General features: G+C 32.4%; 3 protein-coding genes. All 3 read right to left on the bottom strand.

Annotation, left to right across the window (positions count from 1 at the left end; translation table 11 throughout):
- Position 1: 1 nt before the first annotated feature.
- The 3 genes from ACHZDT_RS14540 to ACHZDT_RS14530 are packed head-to-tail and all read right to left on the bottom strand — an operon-like array spanning position 2 to position 14,327.
- Positions 2–5,677, bottom strand: coding sequence for an amino acid adenylation domain-containing protein (locus tag ACHZDT_RS14540; protein ID WP_394775344.1), 5,676 nt, complete (start codon positions 5,675–5,677; stop codon positions 2–4).
- Positions 5,658–7,037 (bottom strand): aspartate aminotransferase family protein, encoded by a 1,380-nt coding sequence (locus tag ACHZDT_RS14535; protein ID WP_394775343.1) that lies wholly within the window; start codon positions 7,035–7,037, stop codon positions 5,658–5,660. The genes ACHZDT_RS14540 and ACHZDT_RS14535 overlap by 20 nt, the downstream gene beginning before the upstream one ends.
- A gap of 57 nt (positions 7,038–7,094) precedes the next feature.
- Positions 7,095–14,327, bottom strand: coding sequence for an amino acid adenylation domain-containing protein (locus ACHZDT_RS14530; RefSeq protein WP_394775342.1), 7,233 nt, complete (start codon positions 14,325–14,327; stop codon positions 7,095–7,097).
- Between the last annotated feature and the right edge of the window lie 173 nt (positions 14,328–14,500).

Here is a 14,500-nt window from a genome sequence, read left to right as displayed (position 1 = left end):
TCTATAATCTGGGAGGCGATTCGATTAAATCAATACTAATTGTTTCAATTAAAAGAGCTAAATCTTCCAAAACGGGATTTCTTAATATCTGATCTACTTTTAGTAAACAGCCACGTTGTTTTAATCTGGAAACAATTAGTATTGATTTAATCGAATCGCCTCCCAGATTATAGAAACTGTCTTTTATACCTATATTTTCATATTTCAAAACTTCAGACCAGACAGCAGCCAGAACTTTCTCCTGTTCACTACGCGGTGCGATGTACTGGGTTTTGATTAAATCTTCCTGGGTAACATCCGGAAGTGCTTTTTTATCCACCTTTCCATTGTTTGTTAGCGGCATCACATCCAGCTGAATGTAATAACCAGGAAGCATATAATCAGGAAGTACTTTGCCTAAATCTGATTGGAGGACGTTTTTATCCACCTCAACATCGGCAACATAATAAGCAACAATAACTTTATCTTCATTTACGCCTTTAACATCAACTATAACTTGTTTGATAGCATTTGAATGATTTTGTAAAGCGGTCTCAATTTCCCCCAGTTCAATACGATGACCTCGTATTTTAACCTGATTATCGATTCGTCCTAAAATATCTACATTTCCATTAGGCAGCCATTTTCCTAAATCGCCTGTGTTGTACATTTTCGTACCCTGAATAAATGGGTTTTCTATGAACTTTTCAGCCGTTAATTCAGGTTTATTCAGATAACCTCTTGATAAACCATCACCTGCTACGTATAATGTTCCTGCAATCCCAACCGGAACTGGTTGAAGGTATTCATCTAAAATATAAACAGTACTGTTTTCAATAGCTTTACCAATAGAAATAGTTGGTGTATTTAGGTTTTCAATGTCATGTGTTAAAGAAAACGTAGTGTTTTCCGTAGGTCCGTACGCATGTGTTAATTTAATATGTTTGAATGTGTTGAATATCTTTTCGACATGTTTAGCAGATACCATTTCTCCTCCAAAAATCAAATGATCAATCGTTTCAAAAACATCAATATCATTATCTACCAATTGATTAAACCAAGCAGTTGTCATAAAAAAGCCATTGACTTTTTCTTGTCTGATAACATTTTTCAGGCAGTTTGTATCTAACAAACATTCTTGTGTTGTCATAACAAGTTTTGCTCCGTTTAGCAATGTTCCAAAAAAGTCAAAAATAGTAGCATCAAAAGAAATTGCACCAGTACTTAAAAGTGTTTTATTTTCATTTAAAGGAAAATAGGCACCCGGTTTTACCAGTCTGACTACGCTTCTGTGTTCCACCATAACACCTTTAGGATTTCCCGTAGTTCCAGACGTATAAATCACATACGCTAAATCTTCAGGAGCATTTACTAACGGAAGATTTCCTTTTGTATGTTCTTCTTTAGTTGCTTTAAAAAGATTCCATTCTGCAGTATCAATAATTATTTTACAGCGTGTGTCGTCTTCAATATATTTTATTCTGTCTGCAGGATAGTTGGTATCTATAGGAGCATAAGCACCTCCTGATTTAAGAATACCAAGAATTGAAATAATCAAATTCTCGCTTCTGCCCAATTTAATTCCAATAAAATCATCCGGTTTGATATGATAATTATCTCTTAAATAATACCCCAGTTCGTTCGCTTCTTCGTTAAGTTCTTTATACGTAATTTCTTTACCTTCAAAAACTACGGCAATATGATCCGGTCTTTTTTCTACTTGTTCTTCAAATAATTCCACAATGGTTTTATCACTTGGATATGCAACTGTAGTATCATTAAAATCAAATAATAGGCGTTGTTTTTCTTCAGCTTTTAAATAATCAATTTGCTGAATTTTAGCCTCAGGTTGATCTATCATTGTATTTATCAATTGCTCAAAATGAATAGCAATTTTTTCTATAAAAGATGCGTCATAAATATCCGTATTGTACTCAATTCCTAATAAAAGACCATCTGTTTCCATAAAAGCGAAGATCAAATCAAACTGCGCTTTTTTATGAATTACTTCCTGCTCATTAATTTCCAGTCCAATCAATTTTTCATTGTTTGAAGTATTTAGTTTTGACTGGCTTTGCAACACGACCATAATATCAAACAAAGCCGATCTGCTGCTGTCTCGTTTTAATTCAAGTTTGTCTACAAGTTCATCAAACGGATAACCCTGATGCTCATAACCACTCAGGATTACGTTTTTTTCATGACGCAATAAATCCAGAAAATTAAAATCCTTGTTCATTTGTGTACGTAAAGCCAAAGTATTCAGGTAAAGCCCAATTTGGTTTTCTAAATCAGAATGCTCTCTTCCTGCAATTGGAGAACCTATAATAATATCCTGTTGTCCGGTATATCTGTTCAATAAAGCATTTACACCAGCCATTAATGTCATGAATAAAGTGACATCATTTTTATGAGAAAAAGCGGTTACTTTTTCTGCAAATTCTTTAGAAAATTCATAGCTAAGGTATTTTCCATTATACGTTTTCACTAACGGACGTTTGTTAAATCCCGGTAATTCCATCACAGGAATTGAACCTGAAAATTGATTTAACCAATACGTTTCGGATGTTTTATAATGTTGCTGTTGTGCTTCCTGGCTTAACCATCCTGCATAATCTTTATACTGGATTCTTAGTTCCGGTAAGTTTACTTTTTCTGACTGAATAAGAGCATTATAAATCGTAACCATTTCTCTAAACAATACTACAGATGACCAGCCATCGCCAATTATATGGTGCATTGTCATGAAGAAAACATATTCCTGATCTGCTGATTTAATCACCGAAACACGAAGTAATGGCGCTTGCTCTAAATTGAATGAGATTGCGTTTTCTTTTGCCAAATATGCTTCTATGGCTGTTTCTTTATCAGTATTTAAGCTGAAATCATTATAGTTAAGGCTAAAATCCAAATCATCTATTGAAGTGATAAACTGACGTGCCTGACCGTTTTCATCCAATTTAAAAGAGGTTCTCAAAGCTTCATGTCTGTTGATTAGGAAACGGAAAGATTCTTCTAATTTTAATACATCTAATTCTCCTTTGAATTTAAGGGGCATTGATAAATTATACGCCAATGCTGCATCGCCAACCTGGCTCAAAACCCAAAATCTGCGTTGTGAAGCCGTTAAGGGATAAGAATTTTGTAATGCTGATTTTTCAATTGGAATGTATTGTGCTTCTTTTAATTGTTGGGACAGGGATAAAATAGTTGGATTTTCAAAGAATGTTTTTACCGATGTATTTAAACCTAATTCTTTTTTAATCCTGTTAATTGTTCTCACGGCTAACAAACTATGACCTCCTAATTCAAAGAAATTATCTGTTGTTCCTATTTTATCAACCTTTAATACCTCCTGCCAGATAATTGCTAATTTTTGTTCGGTTTCATTTTGTGGTGCAACATATTCTTTTGTTGCTAAATCTTCTAATGTGACAGTTGGAAGTTGGTTTTTATCAATTTTACCATTTTTAGTTAATGGAAAACTTGCCATATGTATAAAAGCAGACGGAATCATGTATTTAGGAAGTTTTTTCAAAAGCTGCTCTTCAATAAAATCTTTATCCATTTTAAAGTCGGCTACATAATACAAAACAATCATTTGTTTGTCTGTATTAGCAATTGCTTTTACACTTTTAACACCATCAATTTCAGCTGTAATATTTTCTATTGCATCTAATTCAATTCTGTGTCCCAGTATTTTAACCTGATTGTCATTTCTGCCAATGAATTCCATTGTTCCATTAGGCATATATCTTCCCAGATCTCCTGTTTTGTATATTCTTTCCTGATTTGTGATTCCTTCAATCGGTCCTTTTAAAAAAGCTTCTTTTGTACGCTTTTCATCATTAAAATAACCTCTTCCTACGCAAGGACTTGCCAGATATATTTCGCCTTTAACTCCTACAGGAACTCTCTCCCTGTTTTCGTCAAGAATATGAACCTCAAAATTTTGTATTGGCTGTTTCATTACCGGAACCGAATAACTTTTAGGAACATCGCTCATAATAAAATGCGACATATCATCAGAAACTTCGGTAGCGCCATACGTATTTACAATTGGAATTTCAGGATAAGCGTCAAGCCATCTTTTTACCATACCTTTTGTTAAGGTTTCGGCATTTAAAATCAATATGTTAAGGGACAATACTGCTTTCTCCTCTTCACTTTCGATATGATTAAGCATTTCCAGCAAATACGAAGGAACCAGTTCTAATAATGTAACTTTATCATTTGCAATTCTGGTTACAAATTCACTGATTTCCAGTATTGTATCTTCATCATATAAAATACTTGTTCCGCCGGCTGCTAATGGTGCAAAAAATTGCCAAACAGAAATATCAAAAGTATGAGGCGCATTTTGAGCCACGACACTATCCTGATTTATAGCCATTTCTGTAATTTTAGCCATAATATGATTAAGCATTCCGTAATGTTCAATCATGGCACCTTTTGGTTTACCGGTCGATCCGCTGGTATAAATTACATAAGCAAGATCTTCTGCCCCAATGGTTACATTTAATGGAAGATCAGACAACTCTTTTGTAAGCTCTGCAACAGCATTTAAATCAATAACAGGTATTTCAATATCCAATCCTTTAAGTTGTTCCAGAACATTAAGATCATCTGTAATTATAGCTTTCAGGTTTGAATTTTCGATGATATGATGTAATGCATCATCACCCAGGTTCGTAGCAACAGGAACGTAAGCACTTCCGGTTTTCCAGACAGAGAAAATTCCGCTGACCATATTTATTGATCTTGATAACATGATACCAAAAAGATCATCTTTTCCTGCCTTAAATGTATCCTGAATATATCTCGCCAGCCTGTTTGTCTGTTGATTTAACTGATTGTATGTGATGGTTTGTCCATTGTTTGAAATTGCAATTTTATCGCCTTGGTTTTCACATTGCTCAACAAGTAATTCGACAATATTTTTATCTAATGAAAAATTAGTTTCCCATTGATTTACCTGACTTAAAACAGCTTGTTCTTTATTTCCTCTAAAATCTAAATCGCTTATAGGCTCATATAAATTTTGAAGTGTCTCATTTAGTAATTTATTAAAATTATCTCCAAAAATGTGCAGCAATTCATTATCGATCATTTCTCCCTTATTGCTTATTTCAAGCGATGGAGTTGTATTTTTGAAATCAAATACAAACAACGTTTTAACAATATCAGGAATATCGCTGTTTACACCATTTATACTTACTCCAAATGAAATTTTATTTTTAAAATCATTAAGATTTAAAAAAGAATCATCAAAAATTTCCAGATCAAAACTATTTTCGATCGCATCTAACAAAGACGTTTTACCTGATGAAAAAAGGCTTTTAAAATTTTCTGATTTATCAAATTGATATTGTAAAACAAAAAGCTGGTTATTGCTTTCGGCATACTCGTCAAACTGAGATAAAGGAGAAATAAAAAAAGAAGCTTCTTCATATTTTTGAAGTAAAACACTTAAAATACAGCAATAAAAATTATAGATCAATAAATCAGATCCGTTACAAATTTCCTGTACTCTTTGTACATCTTTTGCCTCAAGCTGTAATTTTACCTGAGATGTGCCATCGTCGTTTTTTAAATGAATTCCATCAAAAAACGGTTTTGGATCAGTATTTTGATTTCCATTTAAAAATCGGTTTAAATACTCTTCTGTTTTAGCTTTATTAAGACTCAATACTTTCATAACTCACTGTAGTTTTTTTGATTTCAGACATAACTTCTTTAAAACACTCTTTTAATACCTCAACGATTTCATCTAATTGTTCCTCATTAATTACTAATGGCGGTGTAAGTTGCAGGTGATCTCCTAATGTACCATCGACAGAACCTCTTCCAGGATATAAAACGACTCCTTTTTGAACCGCTTTTTCGCCTATTAATTTTGAAATAGTCATAGAGGCAGGAAATGGTTCTTTTGTATGTTTGTTTTGTACGATTTCAATACCGCACAATAATCCAACGCCACGAATATCACCTACGATTTCGAACTCATTTAATACTTGGAGTTTTTCCAGAAACAGTGCTCCCATTTTCTGGGCGTTTCCAATGATATTTTCTCTTTCTAAAATATCCAGAACTGTATTCCCTACAGCGCATCCTACAGGGTTACAGGCAAAAGTATAGCCGCCCAGAAATGTTGTTTTTGTATCTATAAAAGCCTGGGCCACATGTGCTGAAGCAATAACTGCTGATAATGGAAAATAACCGCCGCTCATTCCTTTTCCTGAAGCAATTATATCCGGTACAACATTAAAATTATCCATTCCGAAATTTTTACCCGTTCTTCCAAAACCTGTTAATATTTCATCGGTAATAAATAATATTCCGTATTTTTTACATATTCTGGAGATTCCTGCAAAATAATTTGCCGGAGGCGGAACTGCTCCCATTGCAGAAGCAATCACAGGTTCTGCAACAAATGCGGCGATTGATTCCGGACCTTCCTCCACTATTGTGGTTTCAAATTCCTGAAGTAAGCTTTGTACAAACTCTGCTTCACTTAATCCTTCAGGTCTTCTATAGTTATAAGCAGGAGAAATGTGAGGGAAATTATTAAGCCATTGACGGTACAGTTCACGTCTGATTTTCATTCCTCCAATATCAAGCATGAAAACCGAATTACCGTGATAAGTATTCCATCTTGAAATCACTTTATATCTGCTAAAATCTCCTCTGATCTGATGAAATTGTAAGGCAAGTTTAACAGCGCTTTCCACAGCTTCTGTCCCGCTCATAACCGTCCAGGCTTTACTAAATCCGTCCGGTGCAAAAGATACAAGACGATCTAAATAATTTTCTACTACTTCTGAACTAAAAGCATGTGTAGGTAAAACAGATATTTTTGAAACCTGCTGGTGAATTACATCTGCAATCTCGGTTCTGCCGTGTCCGATATTTGAAACTGATGAAGATCCTGATGAACCGTCTAAATATCTTTTACCAGTCTGGTCATAAATATATACTCCTTTACCGTAATCAATTTTAGGATATACCTTATTCATATCCGGGCATACTGCCATAGATTGTATTAATGACTTAATCATAACTTTTTAATTTAATGGTTAATTATTTATTTGGATTTAATAGACTTATTGCGTTTTTTAGAAGTTTTCCTCGAGTAAAATTTTATTTTCGCCGGGTTGTTTTTTACTTTGGAAATCAAAATTTATAGTGTCAATATTGAACTGGAAAAACAGTTCCGGATTCTCAACAAACTGATTCATAACATTATTGAATCTTTCTATAAACAGCATGATATGGCTTTTATCATACTTGTTATTGTTGTAAATCAGGACACAATTAATTCCGGATTCATTTTCATAGAAATCAAATGACATATTGTGAATACTTGTAACATTGTCTGTAAAAATGACGTTTGCAGCAAATTCTTTTTCATTTGTTTTTTCCGGATCAAATGAATTTTCAGGAAGCTGATTTATATAATAATTGCATTTTATATTAAAAATCTTTTCTTCATTATTTTCATAAAAAGTATTGGATACTTTTTCTGCTATTTGAAAATCTGCAAAAAGATTGTCTTTAATTTCTTCCATTCCCAGATTTAGCCTATCGTATATATTCTGAAGTAATTCTTCATTATTTATATTCGTAACAATAGGCAAATCAAGTTTTTGCCATTCGTTAGGTTTTTCTTCCGGAAAGGAAACCTGCAATGCAACTAATTCATTATCAATGTATTTTTTTATTACAATTTTTAAAAGGAATAGTAAAGTTGTAAAAAGAGAACCGTTACCGGAAGTTGGGAATTTTTCTAATCCTTCTTTTAATTTTTTATTGATATTGAATTCAAACTGAGATCCGGATTTATCAACTTCTTTTGCGGTTGGTTTTTCAAAAGGAAACGTAATAATCGGGAATTGATTCCTGAACAATCCTCTCCAATAAGCGGTTAATGTCATGGCTTTTTTATCAGCTTCCGAAAGGAATTCAACAGCCATTATATTTGTTTCCGGATTGGCTATTAATTTAGAAACCAATGACTCAAAATGTACAAACACTTTTTCTATAAAAGCCTGATCATAAATATCAGTATTGTAATTGATGTCCAGATACAACTCTTCATTATCTGAAAAACGGAATGACAAATCAAATTGAGAAGTTTTACGGGTTGACGCATAAGGCTTGATGATTAGATCTACAAGTTTTTCTTCCTTGAACTTATTTAATTTTGTCTGATTGTGTAATACAACCAATATATCAAACAGCAGCGATTTACTGGTATCTCTTTTTAATTGCAGTTTATCAATTAACTCGTCAAACGGATAAACCTGATGTTCATAAGCTCCCAAAATAACCTCTTTTTCATGCTGAAGCAGTTCTAAGAAATTGTATTCTTTATTTATTTTAGTTCTCAAAGCCAGAGTATTCAGGTAAAGCCCAATTTGATTTTCTAAATCCGGATGTTCTCTTCCTGCCACAGGAGTTCCTACAATAACATCGTCTTCACCGGTATATCTGCTTAAAAGCGCGTTGATTCCTGCTGTTAAAACCATAAATAAGGAAACATTATGCTGATTAGAGAAGTTTCTTAAATTCTCTGAAAACACATCCGAAAATTCGTAACCTAAATAATCGCCATTATACGTTTTTACTAAAGGTCTCTTTTTTGAACCCGGAAGTTCAATTATAGGCAGTTTTCCTGAAAATTGATTCAGCCAGTATTGTTCAGATATTTTGTACCCTTCTTTTTGAACTTCGCTGTTAAGCCATGTTGCATAATCTTTGTATTGAATTCTAAGTTCAGGCAAATCAACTCTTCTATCCTGAACAAGCGAATTATAGATCGATACAACTTCGCCAACTAATAATTCTGACGACCAGCCATCACCAATAATATGATGCATGGATATAAAAAACACAAATTTATTCTCTTCGGCTTTTATTAATGAAGCACGAACAAGAGGTGCTTTTTCAAGATCAAACCTAATAGCATTTTCTTTTAGCACATAAGCCGCTATATCCTCTTCTGTTGATTCGCTAAGGCTGAAATCAGTATAATTAATACTAAAATCCAGCTCTTCTGTTGGTGTTATAAACTGTCTTAATTCATCCTGGTCATTTAATTTAAAAGAGGTTCTTAAACTCTCATGCCTGTCCATAAGGAATGTAAAGGATTCCTGAAATTTCGGAATCACTAAATCTCCTTCAAGCCTCATTACGGTTAACATATTGTAGGCCAAAGACGCATCCTCAAACTGGCTGATTAACCAAAATTTATTTTGAGAAGCTGTTACAGGATATGACTCAGATTCGGCTACTTTTTCAATAAAGAAAGATTCAGATTTTTTATCTTTTAATTGTTCAGATAAAGCATTTATTGTTGGGTTTTCAAAGAATGTTTTTACAGATATATTTAATCCTAATTCCCTTTTAATCTGATTAATAATCCTGACAACTAATAAACTGTGTCCTCCTAAATTAAAGAAATTGTCTGTTACTCCTATCGTATCTATTTTTAGGATTTCCTGCCAGATCTGAACTAATTTTTCTTCGGTTTCATTTCCTGGCGCGATATATTCTTTTCGAATAATATTTTCCTGAGATATTTCAGGTAACGCTTTTCTGTTTATTTTTCCGTTTGACGTTAAAGGCAGACTTTCTAATGCTACATAATAAGACGGAACCATATATTCCGGCAGTACTTTAGACAGATTCGACTGAATTTCTTTTTTATCCAAATGTGTTTCTGAAACATAATAAGCGGTTATATATTTCTCTCCGTTATTCTGGCTCACAACCACAATTGATTGGTTAATACCAGCAATTAATGAAAGATTTCTGTTTATTTCTCCCAACTCGATTCTATGTCCTCTAATTTTTACCTGATCATCAAATCGTCCTATATATTCAATATTTCCGTTTGCAGATTGAATTACTTTATCTCCGGTTCTATAAATTTTTTTACCATTTTTAAGGAATATATCATCAACAAACTGCTGTTCTGTTAATTCAAAATTATTCAGATAACCATTTGATACGCCGTCTCCGCCAATTATTAATTCTCCTTCAACTCCTACAGGACAAAGCAAAAAGTTCTTGTCAACAACATATAAATTTGTATTTGAAAACGCTTTACCAATAGGAATTCGGTTGTATGAATTACTCAAATCAACTACATGAAGTAATTTGCCAATGGTTGTTTCTGTAGGTCCGTAATGGTTTACAACAATTAAATTCGGTTTTTCGGCTTTGATTTGCTCAACAACATCAATTGTTAGCTCTTCTCCTCCAAAAATTATCATCTTGTTAGGTGACTGACTTTTTATATTTAATGATTTCCAATAACTCGGTACAATTTTTATACAATCGATAGCATGATTTTCAAAGTAATCCTCGATATAATTTACATCTCTCAAACTGTCTTTAGAAAACAAATGCAACGCTTTTCCTGCAAGTAATGAACTATAAAGAACTGTGTTTCCTAAATCTGTAGCTAATGTTGACATCAAAGCAAATGAATCATTATTCTCAATTTGAATCTTTGATGATAAACCAAATACATAATCATTTATGTTTTGATGACTCACTAATACTCCTTTTGGGTTTCCTGTTGAACCTGATGTATAAATTACATAAGCATTGTCTGAAATTGTTGTTTTTTCATAAGCAATTCCGGTAGCTTTTTTAGGTTCTTTAACTTCATCAGTAACTATAAGATCTATAGTACTATCTTTAAAAACAACAGCGTCTATACTGTTCGTGATTACGGCTTTAGCATTAGTATCTTCGATAATAAAGTTGATTCTTTCTATCGGATAATCAGAATCTACAGGAACATAAACAGCGCCTATTTTTAAAATTCCTAAAATGCCTGCAATTGCTTTTTCAAGATGATTGTTGAAACAAATCACAATCTTATCTCCTTTTTCTATTTTTTTATCTGATAATTCCTCAATTACTGAGTTTACTTGATTTGATAAATCCCTATATGAAATGGTTTTTTCCTCAAATACAATTGCCACAGCATCAGGATTATTCGCTGCTTGTTCTTCGAATAAATCAACGATAGTTTTATCTTTTGGATAATCAACTGATACATTATTAAAATCAAACAATAATTGTTGTTTTTCAGTCTCAGTCAGGTAATCGGCTTTATCTATCGCAATCTCAGGATTAACTGTAAACTCATTAAGAAGATTTTCAAAGTGAGAAAACATTCTTTCAATTAAAAACTGATCATAGATATCTGTATTATAGGTAATGGCTAGATTTAAATTTTCCGTTTCCATGAAAGTAAAAGTCAAATCAAACTTTGAAAAATTATTTTCAAAATCTACTGGTTCTATTCTTATTCCGTTTAATACTTCTTTGGTATCTAAGCTTGTAACCTGGTTTTGGTTTTGCAACACAACTAAAACATCAAACAAAAATGAGCGGCTGTTATCTGGTTTAAGTTCTAATTTCCAGATTAATTCATCAAAAGGATAATTCTGATGTTCGTATGAATTCAGCAATAATTGTTTTTCTTTAATCAATAAAGAATTAAAGCTTTCATTCTCGTCTAATTTTGTTCGAACAGCAACTGTATTTAAGTAAGGACCTATTTGATTTTCTAAATTAGGATGTTCTCTTCCTGCAACCGGAGTTCCCACAATAATATCATCTTGTCCTGAATATCTTGACAAAAGGGTATTTACTCCAGCCATAAGTGTCATGAATAAAGTGACATTTTGAGCTTCTGAAAATGATTTTAGTTTTTGGGTAAATTCTGCCGAAAACTCATAATCCAACTTGTTTCCGTTGTTTGTTTTTATTAAAGGACGTTTTTTAAAACCAGGCAATTCTAAGACCGGTAATTCTGCTGTGAATTGATTAAGCCAATAGGTTTCAGAAATTTTGTTTTTCTCTAAATGTGTTTCATTCTGTGACCATACCACATAATCTTTGTACTGAACATTTAATGCTTCAAGTGCTAATTTTTTATTGTTCAATAAGCTGTTATAAGTGCTTATTATTTCCTTAAATAAAATTAATGAGGACCATCCATCGCCAATAATATGATGCATTGTAAAATAAAACACATGCTCATTTTCGTTTATTTTAATCAAATAAGCTCTTAAAAGTGGCGCTTGCTCCAGATTAAATGGTATTGCATTTAAACTAATTAAATAAGGTTTAATCTCCTCTAATGAATTAATGTTTGTAAAATCCTCGTAGGTAATATCAAATATTACTTCGCTGTTTGGTTTTATATATTGATGAACTTCGCCATTTTCATTTGATTTAAATGATGTTCTTAAAATCTCATGACGTTCAATAATATTCCTGAAAGATTCATTAAATTTTGCTACATCAATTTCTCCATTAAATAAAAAAGCATTTGGCATATTATAAGCAATCGAACTGCTTTCTATTTGAGATAAAATCCACATTCTGTATTGTGTAGATGACAAATCATAATATTCCTGAATGTCTGTTTTTGCAATATGCTCAAAAACTGATTTTTTTGATTGTTCGATCAGTTTTGCCTGCTCTTTTAAAATAGAATTACTGAACAAATCATAAATACTAAGTTCTACATCAAACTTTTGCTGAACCCTAAGTCTTAATTGAATTAATTTGATACTATTTCCTCCTAAAAAAAGGTAATTGTCGTTCAGTTTAATATGTTCTACATTTAATATTTCTTTCCAGATCAGGATTAGTTTTTTCTCTGTTTCATTAGCTTCGCTTTCATCTATGGCTTCATTACTGTCGGCTTTTAATGTATCGTCGATAATCTTTTTAAGTATAACGGGATCAATTTTACCGTTAGCATTAATGGGCACTTCGTCAAGAGCAATAAAACGCGAAGGAACTTCATATTGAGACAGATATTCAAGGCAATGTTTTCTGATTTGATTTTCGTCCGTACTTTCTGATTTGTAAAAACAAACTAAAATAACATTTAGCAAATCCTGTTGATAGGTCATACATTTTACCATATCAACTTGTTTTAACTTCAAAATAGTCTGCTCAATTGTATTAATATCAACGCGCACTCCGTTGATTTTCACCAGTCCGTCTTCTCTTCCGGTAACAAAAGTGTTTCTTTGCGCATCATACTTTCCATAATCTCCGGTTTTATAGATAATATCGTGGGAATCCGTTAATGGATTTTGGATAAATTTTTCTGCCGTAAGCTCAGGGTTTTTATAATATCCTTTTGTTAAAAATGGAGTTTTTATAAAAATGCTTCCGACTTCGCCAATTTTGCAAAGCTTATTTTCTTTATTTAAAATTAATATTGCCGTATTTGATATTGGCTGTCCAACGCAAAACACATCTGATGATTCTCCCTGAAGTTCTGCTTCTATTCTATAAAACGTACTAAGTATTGTAGCTTCTGTAGTTCCGTAAAAATTGATGATTTCAGTATTGTTTCCATGACATTCTCTCCAGTTTTCAACATCTTTTTGGTACAATTTTTCTCCTGCCAATAATATATATTTCAAATCAGGAAAAGAAATATTGTTTGCTTCTCTATCAGAATAAATGCTTAAAATTCTAAACAATGTTGGTACCATATGAAGCACTGTTACATTGTATTTTCTTATCCAGTTTTGCAATTGGATAATATCTTCTTTTGTTTCAGAATTAATCAGGCAAAGCGTGCTTCCGTTAATCAGCGCCATAAAAATTGCCTGAATAGAAGCATCAAATGAAAATGAAGGCAATAACCCAATTTTATCAGATTCTTTTATGCCAAGTTCCTTACATTCCCAGTGTACAAAATGGCTAAGGCTTTTATGACAGCCTAAAACGGCTTTAGGATTACCGGTTGAACCTGATGTGAAATAGATATAATTAGAACCATTTTCCTCTAATTGAATTTCCGGATTTTGATCAGATAAAGGACTTTTACCGGTAACATCTATATACGCCTCATTTGAATATTTATATATTTTATGGTTTAACGTTCCGTGGCTATCAATTGATAATTTTATGATATATGGAATGTAATAATCAAATGAATCACTAAATTCATGAAGTAAACTAAGATCTTCGGCTGAGGTGATATAAACTTTAGGACGTATTGTGTTATACAATTCCTCCCAATGATTTTTTTTGTACTTTTTGTCAATTGGCAAATAAATAACTCCCGCCTTAAATGCACCAAGTAATGAAATAACCTGCAATCTTGGATCAGAGAAATAAACCGTAACGATATCATTTCCAGATATGTTTGTGTTTAGTAAAAGATGAGCAAGCTTGTTTGAATATTGATTTAGCTCCTGATAAGATATGTTTCCTTTATCACCTTGCAAAGCAATATTGCTTCCTTGATTTTTTACTATATTTTCAAATACAGTGTGAATGATCTTTTTATTCATGTGTGTATATTTAATTATTAAAGAAACCCTTTTGAATACCTCTTAATGTCGTTTCTATAAATCATCTAAATGTTTATCAGAAGATTTAAGTCAAAAATAGAAGTAAGACTGAACTAAATATTACGGATTTTTCGTAAAAAAATTACGGCATTTTAAATACCTTCAGTATGGTA

The organism is Flavobacterium sp. (genome assembly GCF_043722275.1).
In the GTDB taxonomy this organism is placed as follows: domain Bacteria; phylum Bacteroidota; class Bacteroidia; order Flavobacteriales; family Flavobacteriaceae; genus Flavobacterium.
Note: the sequence above shows the minus strand (reverse complement) of the source record. Positions and strands in the feature narration are given on the sequence as shown.